Here is a 23,422-nt window from a genome sequence, read left to right on the forward strand (position 1 = left end):
TAAGTTTTTTCAATGGGCAAAGTTACTAGTTTTTTTGTCAATACTTGAGCATAATATGAAAATTTTTTAAGGAAAATATAAAAATATGTTTTCTAACATAAAAAAATATTTGCAAGTGTGTAAAAAACCTGTTACCTTTGCTTCCGTTATCCTGAATACAATCTTTTTACCTTAAAAAAGCTAATACCTATTGAGATAGAAAGGTCCTCTCTGTGAAGAGAGGACCTTTCGTTTTTTATTATATTTGTTTACTGTTATTTTATACCTCTATCATTAAGCGCCTTACTGTACTTTTTAGCATTTTGCATGTGCTCCTCATATGTACTTGCAAAATTATGTGTACCACTGAAGTCTTCTTTAGCGCACATATATAGATAATTATGGTGTACGTGATTTAATACGGCATCAATTCCAGCTACGCTCGGAACACGAATAGGTCCAGGAGGTAGGCCTATGTTCTTATATGTATTATAGGGACTCTTAACAAATAGTAATTTATTATATATTCGTTTCAGTTCAAATTTCTTTAGTGCAAATTTTATTGTTGGGTCAGCTTGAAGAGGCATACCTGCTTTATAGCGATTATAGTACATTCCTGCTATCATTGGCTTCTCTGCGTTATTAGCGGTTTCTTCATCAACAATACTCGCAAGAGTAGTAACCTGATTAGGAGTGAATCCCATTTGGTGGGCTTTTTCTGTACGCTCAAAGTTCCAGAAATTTTTATTTTCCTTCTTCATACGGCTGAATAAGCCATCGAGTGTGATATTCCAATAAAGATCGTATGTGTTTGGTATGAACATACATGCTATTGTAGTCGTGTCGTAACCATATTTTTTACATGTTGATTCATCTTCAAGAGCTTTAGATATTGTAGCACTGTCAAGCATAAGCTTTTTTGATAATGCTCCAGCAAGATCGTTTACAGTTCTTACTGAAGGAACTGTTAAGTTTACTGAAGTTTGCAGCCCATTTTTGAGATGCCTGAATACTTTGAATGCTCCTTCTCCATGACGTATCGCATATCGTCCGCTGCGTATATGCTTACTGTAAGAACTATGTCTTACCAACGTTTTAAAAGCTGCCATCGCATGTCTGCTTGCTACTGGTTCCAATTTTGCGTAAACAGAATCAATATTATCATCATTGTCTACGTAAATGTAAGTTGTATCTCTCTTTACTGAAAAAGAAGAGAATAAATAATAGTAAACTATACCAAATATTATCACTAAGCAAGCTACAATTGATAATAGGTATTTATTAGAATTAATAGGTCTCATTTGAAATGTCCTTTAAAATTTGCGCAAAGTTACATCTATTTTTGAAAACTGAGAAACGAAATGCAATATTTTTATTACCTTTGCGATGATTTAATCATTAATTATTAGAATGAAGTTAAAATTCAATATAAATTATAATACACAATGGGGTGAGTGCCTTTACCTTAATATCATATATACAAATAGGGATAAGGTGGAAATGTCTAAATGTGTACCGATGAAAACTGATGATGGTTGTCTCTGGGCACTTAATACTAGCATTATTGAGACACAGCAACATCCTGTTGATAAAATTAGGTATTATTATATTGTCAAAGATGCAGAAGGCTGTGTAATAAGGAGTGAATGGGATATGGTCAAGAGAGAGTATTCCGTAGATTCTGGGCACAGTTATATATTTAGAGATTTATGGAGAGATACTCCTTTGCAAATGCATCTTTATTCGAATGCTTACATAACATCAATTGGTGGTAACCTCATTGATAATATTGAGATTCCACGCATGCCTCTATTCCGAAAAACAATATTATTCAGAGTATCTGCACCTCAATTGAAAAAAGGTGAGGCACTTGCTATTCTTGGTAATCATCCTGCCATGGGATGTTGGAATCAAACTAGATATCTAAAAATGGATTATTGTGGCGGTTATGAATGGATTTTGACCGTAGATTTGGATGGAATGCAGTTGCCTTTAGAATATAAATATGTTATAATTAATGAGAACGAGAATGTTTTTATATCTTGGGAAGAAGGTGAAAATAGATATATACAAGCAGAGGACGTAAATGATGGTGATGTTATCGTACTATACGGTGAAACTTTGAGGGTTTGTGAACCAATGTGGAAGGCTGCAGGCTTAGTTATACCTGTTTTTTCTTTACGGAGCAAACATTCTTATGGTGTAGGAGATTTCGGTGACCTAAAGCGTATGGTAGATTGGGCTGAGAAAATAGGACTTAAAATTATCCAGATACTGCCTATAAATGATACAACTTCCACTCACCATTGGTCTGACTCATATCCATATAATTCAATTTCAGTCTATGCTTTGCATCCACATTATATGGATATTGAGCAGATTGGGGAATTAAAAGACAAACGTTTGATGACGTCTTACTATCGTCAGAGACAAGAGCTTAATACTCTTAATTATAGCGATTATGAAGCTGTGGAACGTGTAAAGTCTGCGTATTTACATAGCGCGTTTAATGATAATGGAAAAGCCGTCTTGAAAACTGCAAAATTTAAATCATTTTTTGATAAGAACAAATCATGGCTTAAACCGTACGCAGCATTCTGTGTGATGCGTGATAAAAATAATACAGCGAATTTTAATGAATGGACAGAGTATTCTATATACAATGATAAAAGCGTAGAAATACTATGTAATAGTAAGTCTGATTATTATTCAGAAATATGTTATATTTATTATGTGCAGTATAACTTGTATGAACAATTGAAATCAGCTTGTTCGTATGCACGTAAACACCATGTGGCAATAAAGGGGGATCTTCCTATTGGCGTAAGTCGCAATAGTGTGGAAACTTGGATGTATCCTCAATATTTTAATTTAGATTCTCAGACAGGTGCACCTCCTGATTCATTTTCAACCAATGGGCAAAATTGGGGCTTCCCAACATACAATTGGGAGAATATTGAAAAAGATGGGTATCAATGGTGGAAAAAGCGTTTGTCGTATATGTCACGTTTTTTTGATGCGTATCGTATTGATCATGTTCTTGGTTTTTTTAGAATATGGGAAATACCCAAAAATGCAGTTTTAGCGACACTTGGGCATTTCTCGCCATCATTACCACTTACTGTTGAAGAAATAGAACATTATGGCTTGCCTTTCAGAAAGGAACTTTTTACGAGTCCTTTTATAAATAATAAAGTACTTGATAAAATTTTTGGGATACACTCGATCTATGTATGTGATAAATTCTTAGTAAAGAAGTCATATAATTTTTATGACCTTAAGCAGGAATATGACACACAAGAAAAAATTAAAACTTTTTTTGATGGCAAAAATGACGAAAATAGTATTTGGATTAGAGATGGATTATATCGTATAATAGCAAATGTGTTATTCATTCCAGATCCAAGACAATGTGGAATGTATCATCCACGAATATGTGCTTACCAGGAACAGGTCTTTGATGTATTAAACAATGAAGAAAAGGATGCTTATATGCGTCTTTATAATAATTATTTTTATTTCCGCCATGATATATTTTGGGGGCAAGGAGCAATAAGGAAACTTCAAAGAGTTATAGGTGACAACAGTATGCTGTTTTGCGCAGAGGATCTTGGGATGTTACCTGGTTGTGTAGAAAATGTTTTAGACAGACTCCGTATCTTGTCATTAGAAATACAGACTATGCCTAAAGATAGTGGGGTAGAGTTCAGCCATATAAGTGGATATCCATACCGTAGCGTGGCTACAATATCTACTCATGATATGGCTCCGTTGAGATTGTGGTGGGAAGAAAATCCAGAACAGGCACAAAGGTATTATACTACCATGATGCAAAAGGAAGGACGTGCTCCATCTCATCTTACTCCTATTTTAGCTGAAGAAATAGTGGCGCGGCATCTTTATTCTCCTTCAATGTTATGTATTTTGTCATTTCAGGATGTTATATCAATGGATTCTGAATTACGTTCAAATGATATAATGGACGAAAGGATAAATGTTCCATCTGATAGTTATAATCATTGGCAATATCGTATGCATCTTAATATAGAAGAACTGTTGTCAGCAGACAACTTTAATCGTAAGTTTAAGACTATGGTTGAGAGAAGTAAAAGATAAAAAGATTATGAAAGAATATTCTACTTATATATTTGATTTAGATGGTACTTTGCTTGATACCTTAAATGATCTTGCAGTAAGTACAAATTATGCTTTACATTGGGCTGGTATGCCAGAGCATTCCGTTGATGATGTGAAAGTATTCGTTGGCAATGGAGTTAAAAAATTAATAGAGAGAGCCATGCCAGACGGAATTAATAACCCTAAGTTTGAAATGACTTACTCTAAGTTTAAAGAGCATTATATAGAGCACAGTATGGATACTACGAAGCCATATCCTGGCATATTGGAAACTTTGGCTGAACTGAAAAAAAAGAATAAAAAAATAGCTGTTGTGAGTAATAAATTTTATGATGCGACACAAAAATTATGCAGACATTTTTTTTGTGATTCTGTTCAGGTCTCCATCGGTGAACGTGAGAATATTCGGAAAAAACCTGCTCCAGACACTGTTCTAGAAGCACTTAGGCAACTAGGCGCAGAAAGAGAAACAGCTGTATATATAGGAGATAGCGATGTTGATGTGAACACTGCGAAAAATAGTGGGCTTCCATGTATAAGTGTTTTATGGGGTTTTCGTGATAAAAACTTTCTTATTGAACATGGAGCTACTAGTTTTATTTCAGAACCGAATCAATTGCTTAACTATTAATTCAGTGTATGTCTGTCTAAGTACATCAACACATTTTCTTTATATGTATCTGATATAGGTAAATAGTCTTCGCCGAATACAATCCTGAAGTGGTCAACAGAATTAATTTTTGTCATATGTACAATATAAGAACGATGTGTACGCATAAATTCTGGCGTTGGGAGATATTCTTCTAGTTTCTTCATATTCATTAGTGACATTATTTTTGCACCATTTTCAAGATATATTCGGATATAGTCTTTAAGCCCTTCTATATAAAGAATATTGTCAAGAGGTACACGAATTAATTTGTATTCGCTTTTTACGAACATAAATCTATCCTTTTTGTATGTCTCTTGTTTGCGTATAAAAGAAAAGTAGTCCATAGCTTTGCTGACTGCAGTCATGAAATCTACATAACTAATAGGTTTTAATAGATAATCAAGTGCATTTACGCTATACCCATCAATTGCATATTGGTTGAAGGCTGTTGTAAATATTATGCGTGTTTCTTTAGGTAATATCTTTGCAAATTCAATACCACTAATTTCAGGCATTTGTATATCAAGAAATATTATATCTACCGGATTGTCACGTAGATCTTTCATTGCTGTTATTGCACTGTTGTAAGTCCCGATAAGTTTTAAAAATGTAGTCTTTTCAACATAACTACTAAGTAGTTCTGCTGCTAGTGGTTCGTCATCAACTATTGCACAATTTAGTATCATATATTATAATTTTAGATTCATATTTGGTGTTGTTGTCAATTTTTATTTTTGTCCATTCGTAGTTTTCGTGATATGATAATTCAAGGCGCTTTTCAACTTGTTTTAAACCTATGCCATGTCCGCTGCAATCTGCGGATTCTTTTGGGAAATTACTATTCTTGATATCACATACAAGCATTTTTCCATCAGTAGATATTGTTATGTTTATGAAGCTTGGCTTTGTAGGACTTATTCCATGTTTGAAGGCATTCTCAATTAATGAAATGAAAATAAGTGGAGCTACTCTTACTGTGCAATTATCAGGAATATCAACATTCATCTCTACGTTAACATTATCTGTAAGACGGATTTTCATAAGATTCACATAGTTGCGAATAAATTTAACCTCTTCGGTCAAATTAACATATGGTTGCTGGTTATCATACAGTATGTGACGTAGCATTTTGCTTAACTCTTGTATAGCATATTGTGCTTTCTCTGTATTAAAAGCAGTTAGTGCATATATATTGTTCAGTGTATTAAGAAGAAAATGTGGGTTTATCTGACTCCTAAGATTTTTTAGTTCTGCCTCTGTACGTGCTGTTTCTGCTTCTCGCCTGCCATTCTCAGATTGATGCCAACGCTCTGAAAGTACAAGCATCGTAGCTATAGCATCAGCAATAGCGATATCAAATATATCTCTTAGAAGAAATAAATAGAAAGCAGGGTGTTTATGCATATATGGTGGATGTGGTACTCCTTTTCCGTCAATATCATGCGTTAGGCTCATGTAAAAATGAAGGTATATGGCGAAAGTAACTATCATAATTACACTAATTGTGTAGAACTTTTTTTTATTACCACTTAGAAAGTATTTTGGTGTAAGCCAGAAGTAGTTTGTATAGAAGACAATACATAATACAAATGGTACCATACCTAGTCTTAAAAACCTGCTGAAGGCCATTTCCTCACCATGGCTGAAAAACATCAATGGAGAAAGAAATACAACAAGCCAAACTGATATGTGAATTGCTGCTTGCGAATTTAAAACAGGATTTTTGCGAATGTCTGTATTTTGTTTTTTCATATATTTTGTCTTGTGACATATATTATTTGTATGAAGGCCTTTATGCGGTTCCCCGCAATTTAGGTATTTACAAAATACCATTCTTCATATTGGAGCAATTATAATTCTACATTGCAAAAATATGAAGAATGTTGACAATAAAAAAATATAATCGATATTATTTGTCGGTTAATAGAATTTAATGCTGTATTCTTCTATAGAATGTCTTATTTTAACATTTATTCCATTTGATGCAGTCTTGCTATATATTTTCCAAGAATGTCAAACTCTATATTAACAATAGATCCTTCTCTTATGTCACAGAAGTTAGTATGTGATAATGTATATGGGATTATTGCTACTTGAAATGTGTTTTCAGTAGGATTACATACTGTAAGTGATACTCCATTTACTGTTACGCTTCCTTTGTCTACCGTAAAATAACCGTGTTTGGTCATTTCTGAGTCTTTTTTATATTCAAATGTAAAATATGTAGAACCATCTGCGTCATTCAAACAAATACATTTGGCTGTTTCGTCTACATGTCCCTGAACAATATGTCCATCAAGGCGTCCATTCATAATCATCGATCTTTCGACATTTACTTTGTCACCAACCTTGAGCAATCCAAGATTAGAGCAATCCAATGTCTCCTTCATGGCAGTAACCGTATATGTGTTGTCTTTTATTTGTACAACAGTAAGGCATACTCCATTATGGCTTATGCTTTGATCAATTTTAAGTTCATTTACGAATGAGCATTTTAGTGTTAAGTCGATATTTTCGCGGTCGCGATTTATTGCTACTACAGTAGCGAACTCTTCGATAATTCCAGAAAACATAATAAATAGATGTATTAAAAACGGTCGTACCGATGATGTGATGAAAACTCCGAGTTATACAAGATTTGAGAGCTCTCCGTCTTTGTAATCCACTGACCTTACGGCTACCTTTCGGCGTGGCCCGCCATTAACAAGAGAAGTCATCCCGGTTTTTCGTTTTTAATTGATGAGTATCCCAATCTAATCGATACGACCTAATTTGTTGTTCTTTTCTGCAAAGTTAGTGCATTAATCTTAATCTTCCAAATTATTTTCTTCATTTTCACGTTTTTCAACTGTCTATTTGTTATTTTATAATAGTTTTGTTTTATCTAGTTCTTGTTTGAAGTCTTTTCTATTTATTATTCTATAAAATAGAATCTTTAAGTTCTTTTATCTAATATGACAGCCTATTAAATTTTATAGCTTTTATCATGGTGTTCACATATGAATATATTAATATTCGCGATTCTATATTTTAATATGCATGAGAATTCTACTTATTTTGTATCGTTGTTGCCAACATCTAAGATGGCACATGGTATGTGTATAGATATGTTTATTAGATTTTTATTATCAACCTCGATGGTTGTCTGGCCATTAGCTTTTTCACTTATTAGTTTGCATAAACGCAATTCCAAACTGTTAAGACTGTCGTTAAAGTCGGGCTTGCTGAAGCAGTCTGTCTTATCGTTAAAGGTTTCAGACAATTTCTCATCGCCAGTAAATATACAATATATTTCTATTCCTTCTGTTGTACCATAGAAACCTAGAGTTATGTTTCCTTCTTTTGACGATTTTAAAGCATTATCAACGAGATATATAAATAATTTATTCATCTCGTCTTTATCCCATTCTATTATAAATCTGTCAGTAGGGCTTTTTGTTATAACTTCTGTAATATTATCAGTCTTTTTAATTTCTAATAAAGACTTAGCAGAATATAAAATATCGCATACGTCAAATGTTTCTTTTTTTAACTGGAAGTATCCCGCAGAGATACTAGAATATTCAAGTAAATCATTAATATATTTTAGAAGATCCTCATTATTTTGGTTCATGGTTTCAAGGCACATCTGTCGTTCCTCATCGCTAGTACATTGTCCTATTATTTGTCCGAAACCCATAATAGAATTAAGAGGTGTACGTATGTAGTGACTTATGTTAGCAATAAACTGCTTCTTCATTTCTTCACTCTTAAGAGCTATAGATGTAGCACTTTCCAATTCTTTTTCTATACTTACTTTTTCTGTTATGTTCATCATATATCCAGAATAGACATTTACATCACCACTTTCGTCTATCTCAATAGGCAAACCATATATTACTATCGTATTCCAGACCCCCTTGCCTTCTGTTACATCTACTCTAACTTCTATATTAAAGGCTTGGTTACGTCTTTTCTTAAACAGGTCGGCAAGTGATTTAATTAGATATCTATCGTCAGAATGAGTGTTGTTGATAAGATCTGAAATGAATGTTGGCCTACCTTCATAGTAGAATCCCATATTACCATAACTAAATTTGCTTTCTACAGTATTAAAATTCCAGACGGTCGTTTCTGTAGCCTGAGTGATCATTTCCATCCACCTATTATTGACATCAAGATCATGTTTATAATTGATTTCATTGCTTTTGTCACGTATTGCTATATATATACTATTGGAATTAGAATCTTTTTCTTTTAAGGAATCGTATGTTATTTCTTTATATTTATATTTTTCACTTTTTGTATCGAGCATAAGATATTGTACCGTTGTTTTGGTCATCTTTCCTTCAATAATCCTGCTTAGCAAGAAGTTGTAACGTTTCTTGTCCTTTTTGTAGATAAGTTTACCGAAATAATCGAGTGTAAAATCAGCTTTTTTGAATCTATTTCCAACCAATTCATCTAGTCGCTTATTTTTTATTGAATAGCGGTAGATATTGATGTCACCTTTCTCAAGAGCCATTTTAATAATATTATTAGTGTCTCTGTCAAAGGCAAAAGAAATTCCATGCCATAAATGGACGAAAAAATCTTTCAGTTTATTGTGCTTATTTTTCAAGGTTGTCATATTTAAATGGTAGTAGTATCGCCTGCAAATATAACACTAAAATAAGTAATAAACAAGAATGAAATATCTTTTAAATTAAAAATAATAGAATACTACATTATACATGCATCAAGTCTCTCATTATGGCATCACTTATAAAAAGACCTTCTCTGCTTATTCTTATATTGTTGTCATCAATAATCATGAGATTACGGTCTGTGTATTGTTTAGCGTTATCTATTAGAAAGTCACGATATTCTATACCAAATTCTTTGACAAGCTTATTTAAATTTATGCCATCCTTTGTTCTCAATGCTGTAGTTATCAGATCATCGTATCTGGTAGAAAAATCTAAAATTTCTTTATCAGCAGGTATTGTACCAACTTCTATATTTTTGATATATTCATTAATGTCAGATACATTCCATTGGCGACTATTTCCATTATAAGAGTGAGCAGCCGCACCTATGCCAATATAGTGTGTTGAATTCCAATAGCAACTATTGTGTTTAGATCTTTTTCCTTCTTTTGCAAAGTTACTTATTTCATAATGTTCAAATCCAGCATTCTCCATTCTGTCTATAAGAGTCTCGTACATTTTTCTACTTAATTCTTCATTTATCTCTGATATTTTACCACTTTCCATCATATCATATAGTGGTGTTCCTTCTTCTATCATAAGCGAATAGGCAGAGATATGTTCAATGCCAAGTCGTATAGCTTCCGAAATGTCTTTCTGCCAGTCTTCCAACGTCTCATTTGGAAATCCATAAATGAGATCAATACTGATATTGCGTATGCCAATTTGTCTAAGTCTTTTTACAGCTATTCCAACATCATTTGCGCAATGTCTACGGCGCAAAAACCTTAACCGTTTGTCGCAGAACGTCTGAGCTCCCATGCTTATTCTGTTTACAGGAAGCCTACTAATGGTATCTGCAAACATTTCTGTCACATCGTCAGGATTACATTCGATTGTTGTTTCAAATGGCTTACATCCGTTATATACATCATTATATATGCAATAGAATATTTTCTCCAGTTGCTCTGCAGATAATGTGCTTGGTGTACCGCCCCCCAGATATATTGTGTCTATTTTTTCATCTATAAGATAATCTTTTCTTAATTTTATTTCTTTGCATATTGCATCAACATACTTATCTTTCATCTCAGATAAAGTTGTAGAATAGAAACCACAGTAAATACATCTGCTTGTACAAAAAGGTATATGAATATAAAGACCTGCCATAATATCAAAACTAGTGTTCGTTCAATTTTTATGCAAATTTACTAATATGTTTTAATTTATTGCGATTTTTTTGTTATTTGTTTTGCAATTATTCCAATTTTTCACTAACTTAGACGCCGACAAAATAATCTAAAAAACTTTAAATCCTAAAGAACATGAGAGTATATCAGACAAACGAAATTAAGAACATCGCATTGCTTGGCAGTGCGGGTAGCGGCAAGACTACTCTTGCCGAATCAATGCTTTTCGAAAGTGGTATTACTAAACGTCGTGGCTCCGTAGAAGCAAAAAACACAGTTAGCGACTACTTTCCTGTAGAACAAGAATATGGCTACTCGGTTTTTCCTACAGTTTTTCATACAGAGTGGAATAATAAAAAACTTAATATAATAGATTGCCCTGGATCAGATGATTTTGTTGGTGGCGCAATTACAGCTCTTAATGTTACAGATCAGGCTGTAATTCTTATAAATGGACAATACGGTCCTGAGGTCGGGACACAGAATAATTTCAGATATACAGAAAAGATACAAAAGCCAGTGATATTTTTGATTAATCAGCTGGATAGTGAAAAATGTGATTTCGATTCTATTATCAATAGTATGCAAGATATATACGGGTCGAAATGTGTGCAAGTGCAGTATCCTTTGCAGACAGGAGCTATGTTCAATTCGCTTATAGATGTGCTCTTGATGAAAAAATATTCATGGTCGCCTGAAGGTGGGGCTCCAACAATAGAAGATATACCTGCTGAAGAGATGGATAAAGCTTTAGAATTGCACAAGACTCTGGTTGAAGCCGCTGCTGAAAATGATGAAAGTCTTATGGAAAAATTCTTTGAATCAGAGACTTTGACAGAAGATGAAATGCGTGAAGGTATTCGTAAAGGACTTGTTACTCGTTCAGTCTTCCCTGTCTTCTGTGTATGTGCCGGTAAGGATATGGGTGTTCGCCGATTGATGGAATTCTTAGGAAATGTAGTTCCGTTTGTTAGTGAAATGCCAAAAGTTCATAATTCTCGTGGAGAGGAAGTAGAACCAAATGCGGCAGGACCTGAATCTCTTTATTTCTTCAAGACAGGTATGGAACCTCATATAGGTGAGGTTAGCTATTTCAAAGTAATGAGTGGCAAAGTTAAGGTTGGTGATGATCTCACTAATGCAGACCGTGGTTCAAAGGAGCGTATTGCTCAGATTTATGCTTGTGCAGGAGCAACTCGTATTCCTGTAGATGAATTGCAGGCAGGCGATATAGGTTGTACCGTGAAACTTAAAGATGTAAAGACCGGAAATACTTTAAACGGTAAAGATTGTGAAAATAAATACGATTTCATAAAATATCCTAATCCCAAATACTCTCGTGCAGTTAGCGCTGTTAATGAACAAGAAACAGAGAAGATGATGGTAGCTATTACACGTATGCGTCAGGAAGATCCTACTTGGGTAGTAGAGCAAAGTAAAGAGCTGCGACAGACCATTGTTCATGGTCAGGGAGAATTTCATCTTCGTACATTAAAGTGGCGTATTGAGAATATCGATAAAATACAGATAAAGTTTCAAGAACCACGTATTCCATATCGTGAGACTATTACAAAGTCGGCTCGTGCTGATTACCGTCATAAGAAACAATCTGGTGGCGCTGGGCAATTCGGAGAAGTTCATCTTATTGTGGAACCTTATGCCGAAGGAATGCCAGACCCAACAACATTTAAGTTTAACGGTCAGGAATTTAAAATGAATATAAAAGGTAAGGAAGTTGTAGACCTAGAGTGGGGCGGCAAACTTGTTTTTATAAATTCTGTAGTTGGTGGCGCTATTGATACCAGATTTATGCCTGCTATTCTAAAAGGTATAATGGAAAGGATGGAACAAGGTCCACTTACAGGAAGTTATGCACGTGATGTTCGGGTTATTGTATATGATGGTAAAATGCACCCTGTAGATAGTAATGAATTGTCATTTATGCTTGCAGCACGCAGTGCCTTCTCAGAAGCATTCAAAAATGCAGGTCCTAAAATTCTTGAACCAATATATGATTTGGAAGTATATGTTCCTGCTGATTTTATGGGTGATGTTATGGGAGATCTGCAAGGGCGCAGAGCTATGATTATGGGTATGGATAGTGAGGCCGGATACCAAAAATTACAAGTCAAAATACCATTAAAAGAATTATCCAATTATTCTATAAGTTTGAGCAGTATTACAGGAGGAAGAGCAAGTTTTACAACAAAGTTTGCAAGTTATGAACTGGTTCCAAATGATATACAACAACAACTTATACAGGAACACGAGAGGGAAATTGCAGAAAAAGAAAATTAATGAACTTATAATAAAAAGGACTCGGAATTTTCCGAGTCCTTTTACTTTTATTATACAGGTATTTATAGTTTTACCTTCTCGTATTTTAATCCCCATACATTGGCAACAGCCTCGAATGTTACTTTACCTTCAACTATGTTCAAACCACGGTATAGCGCACTGTCTTCACGGCAAGCTTGTTTCCATCCTTTGTCCGCTAGAGCTATTGCATATTTTAATGTAGCATTTGTAAGAGCAGTAGTAGAAGTGTTTGGTACCGATCCTGGTATATTAGCTACAGCATAATGTACAATGCCGTCTATAATATATATAGGATCACTGTGTGTAGTTGGATGTGATGTTTCAAAACATCCACCTTGATCTATAGCAACATCTACTAATACAGTACCTGGTTCCATCTCTTTCAGCATACTTCTGGTTATAAGTTTTGGGGTCTTGTCACCTGGTATTAATACAGAACCTATGATAATGTCTGAAATCTTAATCTCTTTACGGATATTGTGCTCTGAAGAATACAATGTATGTACGTTGACTGGCATTTCTATTGCCAGCTGGCGCAACCTAGGAAGTGAAATATCTGCAATAGTTACATCTGCTCCCATTCCGGCAGCTTGCCTAGCAGCCGCTTCGCCTACAATACCACCTCCCAAAACTAGTACATGTGCAGGTTTAACTCCAGGCACTCCACTTATAAGTTTGCCTTTTCCTCCTTTAGTCTTTTGCAGATAGTAAGTACCGTTGATTGTTGCCATCCTTCCTGCAACTTCGCTCATTGGTATAAGGAGTGGCAGGCTGTGGTCATCCTTTTGCACAGTTTCATAAGCCAGACATATAGCGCCGCTTTTTATCATCGCATCTGTCAGTGGTTTATCACATGCAAAGTGGAAGTATGTGAATAGCAGTTGACCTTTTCTAACCAAGTCATACTCCTGTTTAATTGGTTCTTTTACCTTTAATATCATATCTGCAATTTTGTAGACATTCTCTATTCCAGAAATGATATTTGCACCGACATCTTCATACTCTTTGTCGCTGAATCCACTGTTGTCACCAGCGGTGTGCTGCACGTATACTTCATGGCCGTGTTTTACAAATTCGGCAACACCAGCAGGAGTCATGCCTACACGACCCTCGTTGTCTTTGATCTCTTTAGGAATACCAATTTTCATAATTTTAATATTTAAAAGATTCTTATTAACAATGGCAAATATAGTTTTTTTTTCTTTTTGATGTACATATAAATGGATTTATTTTTTTACATTAATATAAAATTTATTTTTGGTTATTATAATTAAAATATTTCAATTATAACAGATGAATTACGTTAACTATGTTAAATATGGGGAAATAATTAACTTAATTAGTACACTGATTAAATAAATAGACTAAATTTGCCAACATGAAAAAGAAAACAATTTGGGTAATAGCATTTGTGATGGGTTTTTCATTCATCGGTCTGTTAGTTCTTCAGCTTTTATACATCGAAGAGATGGTAAAGATGAAAAAAGAACAGTTTGATGAGTCTGTCAACCGAAGTCTATATCAGGCATCCAGAAATCTTGAGTTGAATGAGACTCTAAGATATTTGGAGAAAGATGTTAACGAAACAGAACGTAGATCTTTAAAGCAGGATTCTATAGGGAGGAGAGGAGTTGACATTAATGGTCCGATACAGCATTCCCATCAATATGCAGTAACAGGTAAAGATGGCACTGTATATTCTTCTTTTGAATTAAAGACGATTACGACTAAACCTTCTACAATGCCAAAGGCGATGATACTCCGTAATGATAAGAACACCCTTACCGAAGCGTCAAAATCACTACAGGAGATAGTCAAAAATAGATATGTATATCAGAAAGCATTATTAGATGAGGTTGTTTATAGTATATTGTATACAGCATCAGACAAACCATTGAAAGAGCGCGTAAACTTTAAGCTTTTGGATCAGGATTTACGTTCTGAATTGCTTAATAACGGTATAGATATTCCGTATCATTTCACTGTTTCCACACAAGATGGAAGAGAAGTTTATCGTTGTCCTGATTATGAACCTCAGGGTGAAGAATATACATATACGCAAGTGCTTTTTAGAAATGACCCACAGTCAAAAATGGGAGTCGTAAAGATACACTTCCCTGATATGAATAGTTATATATTCAGCAGTGTAAGATTTATGATACCATCAATAATATTTACGATAGTACTTCTTGTTACATTCATATTTACTATTGTAGTTGTATTCAGGCAGAAAAGGCTTACAGAGATAAAGAATGACTTTATCAATAATATGACACATGAGTTGAAAACGCCAATAAGCAGTATTTCGCTGGCAGCACAGATGCTTAATGATGAGAGTGTCACAAAAAGTGCTACTATGATGAAACATTTAGCAGGAGTGATAAGCGATGAGACTAAACGACTAAGGTTCTTGGTTGAAAAAGTCTTGCAGATGTCGATGTTTGATCGTAAAAAAGCTATTTTCAAAAAGAAAGAACTTGATATCAATGCACTTGTAGAAAGTGTTTCAAGGACATTTAGCCTTAGAGTAGAGCATACAGGCGGTAAGATAAATGTAGACTTAAAAGCAATCTATCCTACAATATATGTAGATGAGATGCACTTTACTAATGTTGTGTTCAATCTGATTGATAATGCAGTAAAATATCGTAAACCCGACGAGGAAATGTTCCTTAAGGTGGCTACATGGAATGATGAGAATAACGTTTGTCTGTCAATAGAAGACAACGGACTAGGAATTAAAAAAGAAAATCTGAAAAAAATATTTGAGAAATTCTATCGCGTACATACTGGTAACGTACACGATGTCAAGGGTTTCGGCCTGGGACTTGCTTATGTCAAAAAGATAGTAGATTTGCATAAAGGCAATATCCGCGTAGAAAGCGAGTATGGAAAAGGGACAAAATTTATAATAACATTACCAATAATTAAAAATTAAGACTATGGACGAGAAACTGAAAATCTTGTTGTGCGAAGATGATGAAAATCTAGGAATGCTACTTCGCGAGTATCTGCAAGCAAAAGGATATCAAGCAGAATTGTGTCCTGATGGAGAAGCTGGTTTTAAAGCTTTTCTGAAGAGTAAATTTGACATATGTGTATTAGACGTTATGATGCCAAAGAAAGATGGTTTTACGCTGGCGCAAGAAATTCGTTCGGCTAATGCAGAAATGCCTATTATCTTCTTGACAGCTAAAGTTCTTAAAGAGGACATTCTTGAAGGTTTTAAAATAGGAGCTGATGATTATATCACAAAGCCATTCTCAATGGAAGAGCTTGTACTGCGCATCGAGGCAATACTTCGTCGTGTACATGGCAAGAAAAACAAGGAAAGTACTCTTTATCATATTGGAAGATTCACATTTGATACGCAGAAACAATTACTCTCTATCGGTGATAAGCAGACAAAGCTTACAACAAAAGAGAACGAACTTCTTGCACTTCTTTGCTCACATGCAAATGAAATCCTGCAGCGCGATTTCGCATTGAAAACAATCTGGATAGATGATAACTATTTTAATGCACGTTCAATGGATGTTTACATCACTAAACTTCGTAAGCATCTAAAAGATGATGATCAAATTGAAATTATCAATATTCATGGTAAAGGATACAAATTGATTACTCCGGAACAGGAATAATTTTAAAACAATGGATATTAAAAGCTGGTATTGACAATCGTTGATATCAGCTTTTAAGTTTTATATTATTGTTGTAATATCTTCTTTTTTATTATTTTACCTCTTTTTAGTCTCAAAAACACAAAAATATTTGTGATAATAAAAAAAAAGAATTACCTTTGCACCGCATTTTGCAAAATTATAAACAATTAATTTTTAAAAGTAGTATGAATCAATACGAAACCGTTTTCATTTTAACTCCCGTTTTGTCTGATGAACAGATGAAGGAAGCGGTCGCAAAATTCAAGAAAGTACTCACCGATAATGGTGCAGAGATCTTGAACGAAGAGACTTGGGGCTTGAAAAAAATGGCTTATGCTATTCAAAAGAAATCAACAGGTTTTTATTGCCTGTTAGAGTTCAAAGCTGAGCCAACAATAATCGAAACTCTCGAAACAGCTTATCGCCGTGATGAGAAAGTTATTCGTTACATTACAGTTAAGCTCGAAAAGTATGCTGCACAGTATGCTGAGAAGAGAAGAAACAAATTAGGTAAAAAAGAGGAGGCATAAATTATGGCAGCAAAAGAATCAGAAATCCGTTATTTGACTCCGCCTTCAGTGGATACAAAGAAGAAAAAGTATTGCCGTTTCAAGAAGAGCGGTATTAAGTATATCGATTATAAGGATCCTGAATTTCTGAAGAAATTCTTGAATGAGCAAGGTAAGATCCTTCCTCGTCGTATTACAGGTACATCTTTGAAGTACCAGCGTCGTGTGGCTCAGGCTATTAAGCGTGCGCGCCAAATAGCACTGCTTCCTTATGTAACTGACTTGATGAAATAATTAGTGGAGGAAACAGAATGGAAATTATATTAAAAGAAGATATCTTGGGCTTAGGCTACAAGAATGATATTGTAAACGTAAAATCTGGTTACGGCCGTAATTACCTTATACCTACGGGTAAAGGTATTATAGCATCTGAATCTGCAAAGAAGGTACTCGCTGAGAACCTAAGACAGCAGGCTCATAAACTTGCAGCTCTTAAACTTGAAGCAGAAAAGAAGGCAGAAGCTCTTAAAGATGTTTCTCTTGAAATTTCAGCTAAGGTTAGTGCAAAAGGTGTGACTTATGGATCTGTAAATGTTTCTTCTGTAGTTGACGCTCTTAAGGCTAAGGGTATTGATGTTGATCGTAAGATTATCACTATGAAGGATATTAAGACAGTTGGTGAGTATGTCGCTACTGTACATTTCCATAAGGAAGTCGTTGTAGAAATTCCTGTAACAGTTTTTGCAGAGAATGCGTCTAAACCTGCAGCAGCTCCAGCAAAGGAGGCTCCAAAGGCTGAAGTCGTAGAAGAATCAGCAGAATAATTTTCGCTGTAAAGCAACAATTTTATTATACATTAAGAGTCCTGCCCAATTAATTTGGTCGGGACTTTTTTTGTAGTTATGGTGTTTATCTGTTAACTGTATTATGTATTTTGTGAATTTTTCAATGCTTTTTAATTTTCTTTTTTATAAAAGAATGTCACAATACCACTCTTGTATGTAAGTAGCTGATAATTAATGTGTTAACCATGTTAAAAGGCGCTCGGATGTGTCACTAAACGTCACTTAAATGCCACTTTATATAAAGCTCTACTTTTACCATAAAAGAGTTATGCTTTTACAATGTAATAGCTATCCTTTTACTAACTTAAAGCTATCCATAAGCTAACCAAGAGCTATGCTTCCGCAACCCAAGAGCTATGCTTTTGACAAAAGATATCGATTTGTTTGACTATGCCTGAATTAGGTATACATCTTTGTTGTTATACTTACTGAATTACTATACAAATTATTAAAATCTTTACTGATCCACTTTACAGAAATATAAAAGCCTTCCTGATTTGCTTAACACAAAGAAAATGTTTTACATATTGTTCTATGTATGTTTTGTTGCTTACAAAGTTAAATAAAAATACCATATATCCAACATAAGAACTATGAAAAACACTACGGTGATTTGCCAAGCGGCTGGAGGCGTGAAGCCTCCAAAGAGCGTTAACATCCAACATAATTTCTCCTTTTCTCTGCCGGTGTCTTCATCATGTTACTCATATGTGGCCTCTTATTGTTATAGAAGTATATGATGTTTTTTAATATATGGATTGCCTGATCCATATTCTTGGGCCTTTTCATACGATAAATCCATTCCTGCTTTATGATGCCATTGACACGTTCTGCAATAGCATTGTCTGTTTGACTATGCCAGAATTTGGTATACATCTTGGAAAACGTATTACCATTATGGTATACATCTTCAGCAATATTTCCGGTTGGGTTTATGCATTATTATGTTGTGTGTAATTTAAAAGTGGTACTTAATAATTAAGTTTAGGTATAATTGACAGATGTTTATCGTAATAGGTGCAATATAAGTGGTATTTAAGTGACGTTTAGTGACACATCAGAGCGCCTTTGTAAATAGTTAACGTATTAATTATCAGCCACTTACATACAAGAGTGGTATTGTGGTATTTTTTATAAAAAAATGAAAGTTGCAAATTTATTTGAGAATTAAATAAATCATTCGCTTAATAAAATCTACGCAAAAATTGCATGCCGTATATTATCCATTCAGATATTAAAATAAAAAACCGCTAGACTAAGTCTAGCGGTCAATTTTTTCATCGCACTCGCTTTAAGCGAATCTCATGATTACTTCTGAGCAGCAGCGCTATCAGCTGGAACAGCAGCAGAATCAGCAGCAGCTGAATCATTTGCAGCACTGTCAACAGTTGCTACAGAGTCAGAATCCTGTGCAGGAGCCTGAGCTGTTTTGTTACCACAAGATGCGAAAGAGATAGCTACTACAGCTACGAATGCTAAAACTAATTTTTTCATTTTCTTTGCTTTTTAAATCTGTAAAACAATCATTTGTTTATTAAAACGTTGCAAAGGTAAGTATTTTTTTAATACGTTGTTCCTTTTTTTAGTACTTTTTTTTTATTAAAGTGTAACTTTTTGATAACTACTTGAATATCAGCAGCTTGTGAAGTGTTAATTTTTCAATGTATATAAAATTCATTTTTTGTTTTGTTCTTCGATAGGTTTAATGTAACTTTGCAAGGTTTTCAATACATTATAATATGATAGATTCATCCGCCTTTCAAGGCAAAACGGCAGCCTACTTTACTTTAGGTTGCAAGCTTAACTTTTCAGAGACATCTACATTCGGAAAGATGTTGCATGATATGGGGGTAAAAACTGCTCGTACTGATGAACAGGCAGATATCTGTATAATAAACACATGTTCTGTGACTGAAGTTGCAGATCACAAGTGTCGTCAGGCAATCCATCGCCTTGTGCGTAATAATCCAAATGCGTTTGTTGTAGTAACAGGTTGCTATGCCCAGCTAGAGCCTGAAACGGTAAGTAATATAGATGGGGTAGACTTAGTACTAGGTTCAGACGAAAAGGCTAATCTTATTCAATTTTTGTCCGATGCATGGAGTGGTTCTAAGAAAGATGAATCCTTGCACCAACATTTTTCTGTAAAGACGAAAGATATTAAGTCATTTGCTCCTAGTTGCTCTAGAGGTAATCGTACACGTTATTTTCTAAAGGTTCAAGACGGTTGTGATTATTTCTGTACCTATTGCACTATACCTTTTGCACGTGGATTCAGTAGAAATCCGACAATAGCATCATTAATTGCTCAAGCTGAATCGGCTGCAAGTGAAGGAGGTAAAGAAATAGTACTTACGGGTGTAAATATAGGTGATTTTGGAAGGACAACCGGAGAGACTTTCATAGATCTTGTTAAAGCTCTAGATCACGTAGAAGGAATACATCGTTTCAGAATAAGTAGTTTGGAGCCGGATTTGCTTGAAGACTCGCTTATAGATTACTGTGCAACAAGTAGAGCTTTTATGCCACATTTTCACATACCTCTTCAGAGTGGTTCTGATTCTGTTCTAAAACTGATGCACCGTCGTTATGATAGTGCTCTTTTTGCTCATAAAATAAATCTCATAAAAGAAAAAATACCGGATGCATTTATTGGCGTAGATGTTATGGTTGGTACGAGGGGAGAAACACCTGAATATTTTGAAGAGACATATCGTTTTCTTGATTCTCTTGATGTAAAACAATTGCACGTGTTCCCTTATTCTGAACGTCCTGGTACATCAGCACTAAGTATTCCGTATGTTGTTTCAGACAAAGACAAAAAACTACGCAGTAAGAGACTTTTGGAGTTATCAGACAGGAAAACTCATGAGTTTTATTCCAAACATATAGGTTGTGATGCCGAAGTTCTTTTTGAGAAGGCTCCGCGTGGCAAATCAATGCATGGTTTTACTAAGAATTATATACGAGTTGAATTGCCTGCAGAATATTCATCTGTAGAGATGGATAATAAACTGATAAATGTGGAACTTGTTGGCTTTAATTTTGATAATTCAGCTTTAATAGCGAAACTAAAGTAATAGATAATGGATAAAGTAGCAATAGTAATATTAAACTGGAATGGCCTGTCGATGTTAAAGCAATATCTGCCTTCATTGATAGAGTATTCTCGTGATGATGCTTCCATATATGTAGCTGATAATGCATCTACTGATGGGTCTTTCGAAATGCTGAAAAAAGATTTCCCAATGTGTAAGTTGATTCGCCTGGAAAAAAACTGGGGCTTTGCTGATGGATATAATAAAACCCTTGAGCAGATAGATGCTGAATACTATTTGCTTCTCAATTCGGATATTGAAGTTACTCATCATTGGCTGACACCGTTAATCGAATTTATGGATGTTCATCCTGAAGCTGCTGCATGTCAACCCAAATTGCTATCAGAGGCAGACAAAGATTCTTTTGAATATGCTGGAGCGTGTGGAGGATTCATAGATAAATATGGTTATCCATTTTGTAGAGGAAGGATTTTTAATAATGTAGAAGAAGATAACGGCCAGTATGATTATGCTACAGAGATTTTTTGGGCTACAGGTGCTTCATTGATGGTAAGGGCTAAGGATTATAAAGAAGTTGGAGGCCTAGATGGTCGTTTCTTCGCTCATAATGAGGAAATAGACTTATGCTGGAGATTGAGACTAAAGGGGCGCAAAATATTTTGCATACCTGAAAGTTATGTATATCATGTAGGTGGTGGTACTTTGCCAAAAAGTAATCCGATGAAGACCTTTCTGAATTTTCGCAATAATTTGACCATGCTTTACAAGAATCTGCCTGATGACGAATTAAAACATGTTATGCGAGTGCGTTGGTTCTTGGATTATATTGCAGCATTTGAAACACTCTTTATCAATTTTAATATAGGAGACTTTAAAGCCATTTATAAGGCAAGGAAGGCTTTTAAGAAGTGGAGGAACACTTTTGATGAAGATAGAACAAATATACAGCAGACAACAGTGTTAAAAAAAATACCAGAGAAGCGTGACTTTTCGCTACTCTGGCAATATTATGTAAAAGGCCGAAAACTATTTTCAGAATTGCCTTAGTACTCTAAAGGATTGCATAATTCTTCTTTCCAACTTTTCAAAAATTTAAACCAAGTCTTCGCATTATGATATCCAAAGTCCTCATTATCACTGCAGAATACGATTCCATAGTGTAGTTCATCTGTTTTTGTTGAAATAACGAATGCATAATTATCTTTATCAGCTGGTTGTTCGCTAATTATATTATTGGGATTTATGCAAATTCCAAGTCCAACAGTCTCACGTTTGTGCCCTACAGAGTCTTTTTCGGATACAGGCCAGTCCGTGCCCCAGCATCCGCGTAATCCTTGCTTATCAGAAAATTCAACAGAATTTTTTACATTAATAATTCCTGAGCAAAATTTGTAAGAATTTACGGGTTTGCTAAATTTGATATCTACAGCACAGTCACGATGACCTGCATACAATGTATAACGTGTTATCATATCAACTGGTTCGTCATTTGCACTTGGTTTCCAGTCTTTGTCAACGATCTCAATAACAGTACGTAAAGGTCCGCGAGACAAAATACGTTCAGTGCGGTGTTCCACATCGCTAATCATAACAGGGGCCTTACCATCCCATCCACGAAGAGTACCTACACCAAGAGTTTCACCAACCCATAGTACATCATCACCTGTACCAGCAGCCTTTTGTGTCTTGTCGGGATAGAATTGAGTTTGTTTTAATTCAAGTCCTTTGTGGTTTTTCCCGTAAATATCTACAGTCTGTCTGTGGTCAAAATATATTCTATATGCCACAAGGTCGCTTTCGAAAGCTGGTCCATGATGATGCATCATCCAATATGGATTAACACCACGGTCGGTCGTAAGGCTGCTTATATAAAGATTCTGTTTGTTTGAGCTAGTTATTTTCTTGTTTGTCATAAGCATTTCTGCATATACTTTGGCCGGATATTCTCTTGGAGTTCCTTTATCGAATAATTGAATATTGAACTTTAGGTTACTTTCCTTGTTGATATCCGTGACAAAGCACAACTCATCGTTAGTGCCGTCTCCATTCATATCATCAAGTTGGCATGGAATTTCTTTCCCATTAAGTGTAACAAGTGCGGACTTGACCTTACCATATTTATTAAGTTGTAAGACTACAGGCGCATTTTCTCGCGCGATTCTTGATTTGTTGTATACTGTAATATTTATCGATTGCTGAGCAGAAGCGCATAGAGCTATCGAAATTAAGGACAGACCTACAAATAATTTTCTCATAATGTTTTTAGTTTGTTTATTTTAGAGGCAAAGGTACTTTAAACAGATAAAATAGCGCAGTAAATATTAAATTATCAACAAATAATTACACAATTTCAACAAATTGTGCATATTATTTAATTTTTTTAGCTTTATATTTGGTTTTGAA

At 34.8% G+C, this 23,422-nt stretch carries 20 protein-coding genes; 10 read left to right on the plus strand and 10 right to left on the minus strand.

Going from position 1 to position 23,422, the window contains the following annotated elements; all coding sequences use genetic code 11:
* Nucleotides 1–254: 254 nt before the first annotated feature.
* Complete coding sequence (gene mltG / locus XYLOR_RS02435) at nucleotides 255–1,280, minus strand: endolytic transglycosylase MltG (protein ID WP_036876675.1); 1,026 nt, start codon at nucleotides 1,278–1,280, stop codon at nucleotides 255–257.
* 109 nt (nucleotides 1,281–1,389) lie between these two features.
* On the opposite strand from mltG, the gene XYLOR_RS02440 reads away from it, so the two are divergent.
* Both XYLOR_RS02440 and XYLOR_RS02445 read left to right on the plus strand, forming a co-directional pair.
* The gene (locus XYLOR_RS02440; RefSeq protein WP_036876677.1) at nucleotides 1,390–4,095 is read left to right on the plus strand and encodes a 4-alpha-glucanotransferase; all 2,706 of its coding nucleotides are present in this window, start codon (nucleotides 1,390–1,392) and stop codon (nucleotides 4,093–4,095) included.
* A gap of 7 nt (nucleotides 4,096–4,102) precedes the next feature.
* Nucleotides 4,103–4,747, plus strand: coding sequence for an HAD family hydrolase (locus tag XYLOR_RS02445; protein WP_036880551.1), 645 nt, complete (start codon nucleotides 4,103–4,105; stop codon nucleotides 4,745–4,747).
* Here the strand turns inward: XYLOR_RS02445 and XYLOR_RS02450 are convergent.
* From XYLOR_RS02450 to hemW, 5 genes are all read right to left on the minus strand, one after another.
* Nucleotides 4,744–5,454, minus strand: coding sequence for a LytR/AlgR family response regulator transcription factor (locus tag XYLOR_RS02450; RefSeq protein ID WP_036876678.1), 711 nt, complete (start codon nucleotides 5,452–5,454; stop codon nucleotides 4,744–4,746). The two genes, XYLOR_RS02445 and XYLOR_RS02450, sit on opposite strands and share 4 nt — an antisense overlap.
* On the minus strand, nucleotides 5,429–6,520 hold the full coding sequence (locus XYLOR_RS02455) for a sensor histidine kinase (protein WP_036880552.1): 1,092 nt from the start codon (nucleotides 6,518–6,520) through the stop codon (nucleotides 5,429–5,431). The genes XYLOR_RS02450 and XYLOR_RS02455 overlap by 26 nt, the downstream gene beginning before the upstream one ends.
* A gap of 218 nt (nucleotides 6,521–6,738) precedes the next feature.
* Entirely contained in the window at nucleotides 6,739–7,341 is a 603-nt protein-coding gene (locus tag XYLOR_RS02460; RefSeq protein WP_036876679.1) for a riboflavin synthase, read from the minus strand.
* Between the two features lie 479 nt (nucleotides 7,342–7,820).
* Entirely contained in the window at nucleotides 7,821–9,377 is a 1,557-nt protein-coding gene (locus XYLOR_RS02465) for a sensor histidine kinase (protein WP_036876682.1), read from the minus strand.
* 97 nt (nucleotides 9,378–9,474) lie between these two features.
* A complete protein-coding gene (hemW, locus tag XYLOR_RS02470) occupies nucleotides 9,475–10,605 on the minus strand; it encodes a radical SAM family heme chaperone HemW (protein ID WP_036876684.1) in 1,131 nt (376 codons plus the stop codon).
* A 155-nt stretch (nucleotides 10,606–10,760) separates the two neighbouring features.
* Between hemW and fusA2 the strand changes: the two genes are divergently transcribed.
* Complete coding sequence (fusA2, locus tag XYLOR_RS02475; RefSeq protein ID WP_036876686.1) at nucleotides 10,761–12,923, plus strand: elongation factor G2; 2,163 nt, start codon at nucleotides 10,761–10,763, stop codon at nucleotides 12,921–12,923.
* 62 nt (nucleotides 12,924–12,985) lie between these two features.
* On the opposite strand, the gene ald is transcribed toward fusA2, so the two are convergent.
* Nucleotides 12,986–14,092 carry an alanine dehydrogenase gene (ald, locus tag XYLOR_RS02480; protein WP_036876690.1) on the minus strand — a complete coding sequence of 369 codons (1,107 nt, stop codon included), beginning with the start codon at nucleotides 14,090–14,092 and terminating at the stop codon, nucleotides 12,986–12,988.
* A 230-nt stretch (nucleotides 14,093–14,322) separates the two neighbouring features.
* Between ald and XYLOR_RS02485 the strand changes: the two genes are divergently transcribed.
* From XYLOR_RS02485 to rplI, 5 genes are all read left to right on the plus strand, one after another.
* Complete coding sequence (locus XYLOR_RS02485; protein WP_036876693.1) at nucleotides 14,323–15,882, plus strand: sensor histidine kinase; 1,560 nt, start codon at nucleotides 14,323–14,325, stop codon at nucleotides 15,880–15,882.
* Nucleotides 15,883–15,886: 4 nt separating this feature from the next.
* The gene (gene rprY, locus XYLOR_RS02490; protein WP_036876696.1) at nucleotides 15,887–16,585 is read left to right on the plus strand and encodes a response regulator transcription factor RprY; all 699 of its coding nucleotides are present in this window, start codon (nucleotides 15,887–15,889) and stop codon (nucleotides 16,583–16,585) included.
* A 206-nt stretch (nucleotides 16,586–16,791) separates the two neighbouring features.
* Nucleotides 16,792–17,136 (plus strand): 30S ribosomal protein S6, encoded by a 345-nt coding sequence (rpsF, locus tag XYLOR_RS02495; protein WP_036876698.1) that lies wholly within the window; start codon nucleotides 16,792–16,794, stop codon nucleotides 17,134–17,136.
* 3 nt (nucleotides 17,137–17,139) lie between these two features.
* Complete coding sequence (gene rpsR, locus XYLOR_RS02500) at nucleotides 17,140–17,409, plus strand: 30S ribosomal protein S18 (protein WP_036876703.1); 270 nt, start codon at nucleotides 17,140–17,142, stop codon at nucleotides 17,407–17,409.
* 17 nt (nucleotides 17,410–17,426) lie between these two features.
* The gene (gene rplI / locus XYLOR_RS02505; protein ID WP_036876705.1) at nucleotides 17,427–17,939 is read left to right on the plus strand and encodes a 50S ribosomal protein L9; all 513 of its coding nucleotides are present in this window, start codon (nucleotides 17,427–17,429) and stop codon (nucleotides 17,937–17,939) included.
* Nucleotides 17,940–18,611: 672 nt separating this feature from the next.
* Here rplI and XYLOR_RS02510 read toward each other — a convergent pair.
* Both XYLOR_RS02510 and XYLOR_RS02515 read right to left on the minus strand, forming a co-directional pair.
* Nucleotides 18,612–18,836, minus strand: coding sequence for an integrase core domain-containing protein (locus XYLOR_RS02510; protein WP_036876707.1), 225 nt, complete (start codon nucleotides 18,834–18,836; stop codon nucleotides 18,612–18,614).
* A gap of 432 nt (nucleotides 18,837–19,268) precedes the next feature.
* Nucleotides 19,269–19,454 carry a PG1828 family lipoprotein gene (locus tag XYLOR_RS02515; protein WP_036876709.1) on the minus strand — a complete coding sequence of 62 codons (186 nt, stop codon included), beginning with the start codon at nucleotides 19,452–19,454 and terminating at the stop codon, nucleotides 19,269–19,271.
* A gap of 245 nt (nucleotides 19,455–19,699) precedes the next feature.
* Between XYLOR_RS02515 and mtaB the strand changes: the two genes are divergently transcribed.
* Both mtaB and XYLOR_RS02525 read left to right on the plus strand, forming a co-directional pair.
* Nucleotides 19,700–21,040 carry a tRNA (N(6)-L-threonylcarbamoyladenosine(37)-C(2))-methylthiotransferase MtaB gene (gene mtaB / locus XYLOR_RS02520; protein ID WP_036876711.1) on the plus strand — a complete coding sequence of 447 codons (1,341 nt, stop codon included), beginning with the start codon at nucleotides 19,700–19,702 and terminating at the stop codon, nucleotides 21,038–21,040.
* A 6-nt stretch (nucleotides 21,041–21,046) separates the two neighbouring features.
* Nucleotides 21,047–22,066 carry a glycosyltransferase family 2 protein gene (locus XYLOR_RS02525; RefSeq protein WP_036876713.1) on the plus strand — a complete coding sequence of 340 codons (1,020 nt, stop codon included), beginning with the start codon at nucleotides 21,047–21,049 and terminating at the stop codon, nucleotides 22,064–22,066.
* Here XYLOR_RS02525 and XYLOR_RS02530 read toward each other — a convergent pair.
* Nucleotides 22,063–23,274, minus strand: a complete 1,212-nt coding sequence (locus tag XYLOR_RS02530) for a DUF4861 domain-containing protein (protein WP_036876716.1) — start codon at nucleotides 23,272–23,274, stop codon at nucleotides 22,063–22,065. The genes XYLOR_RS02525 and XYLOR_RS02530 overlap by 4 nt on opposite strands.
* Nucleotides 23,275–23,422: the final 148 nt, after the last annotated feature.

This window comes from Xylanibacter oryzae DSM 17970 (genome assembly GCF_000585355.1).
Classification (GTDB): Bacteria; Bacteroidota; Bacteroidia; order Bacteroidales; family Bacteroidaceae; genus Prevotella; species Prevotella oryzae.

Coding starts and splice junctions, on each gene's coding strand:
- XYLOR_RS02515 (WP_036876709.1), bottom strand. CDS start 19,454: ATGAAAAAATTAGTTTTAGCATTCGTAGCTGTAGTAGCTATCTCTTTC.
- rpsR (WP_036876703.1), top strand. CDS start 17,140: ATGGCAGCAAAAGAATCAGAAATCCGTTATTTGACTCCGCCTTCAGTG.
- XYLOR_RS02440 (WP_036876677.1), top strand. CDS start 1,390: ATGAAGTTAAAATTCAATATAAATTATAATACACAATGGGGTGAGTGC.
- mtaB (WP_036876711.1), top strand. CDS start 19,700: ATGATAGATTCATCCGCCTTTCAAGGCAAAACGGCAGCCTACTTTACT.
- XYLOR_RS02450 (WP_036876678.1), bottom strand. CDS start 5,454: ATGATACTAAATTGTGCAATAGTTGATGACGAACCACTAGCAGCAGAA.
- XYLOR_RS02510 (WP_036876707.1), bottom strand. CDS start 18,836: ATGTATACCAAATTCTGGCATAGTCAAACAGACAATGCTATTGCAGAA.
- rprY (WP_036876696.1), top strand. CDS start 15,887: ATGGACGAGAAACTGAAAATCTTGTTGTGCGAAGATGATGAAAATCTA.
- XYLOR_RS02530 (WP_036876716.1), bottom strand. CDS start 23,274: ATGAGAAAATTATTTGTAGGTCTGTCCTTAATTTCGATAGCTCTATGC.
- fusA2 (WP_036876686.1), top strand. CDS start 10,761: ATGAGAGTATATCAGACAAACGAAATTAAGAACATCGCATTGCTTGGC.
- XYLOR_RS02465 (WP_036876682.1), bottom strand. CDS start 9,377: ATGACAACCTTGAAAAATAAGCACAATAAACTGAAAGATTTTTTCGTC.
- XYLOR_RS02485 (WP_036876693.1), top strand. CDS start 14,323: ATGAAAAAGAAAACAATTTGGGTAATAGCATTTGTGATGGGTTTTTCA.
- XYLOR_RS02460 (WP_036876679.1), bottom strand. CDS start 7,341: ATGTTTTCTGGAATTATCGAAGAGTTCGCTACTGTAGTAGCAATAAAT.
- ald (WP_036876690.1), bottom strand. CDS start 14,092: ATGAAAATTGGTATTCCTAAAGAGATCAAAGACAACGAGGGTCGTGTA.
- rplI (WP_036876705.1), top strand. CDS start 17,427: ATGGAAATTATATTAAAAGAAGATATCTTGGGCTTAGGCTACAAGAAT.
- XYLOR_RS02445 (WP_036880551.1), top strand. CDS start 4,103: ATGAAAGAATATTCTACTTATATATTTGATTTAGATGGTACTTTGCTT.
- rpsF (WP_036876698.1), top strand. CDS start 16,792: ATGAATCAATACGAAACCGTTTTCATTTTAACTCCCGTTTTGTCTGAT.
- hemW (WP_036876684.1), bottom strand. CDS start 10,605: ATGGCAGGTCTTTATATTCATATACCTTTTTGTACAAGCAGATGTATT.
- XYLOR_RS02525 (WP_036876713.1), top strand. CDS start 21,047: ATGGATAAAGTAGCAATAGTAATATTAAACTGGAATGGCCTGTCGATG.
- XYLOR_RS02455 (WP_036880552.1), bottom strand. CDS start 6,520: ATGAAAAAACAAAATACAGACATTCGCAAAAATCCTGTTTTAAATTCG.
- mltG (WP_036876675.1), bottom strand. CDS start 1,280: ATGAGACCTATTAATTCTAATAAATACCTATTATCAATTGTAGCTTGC.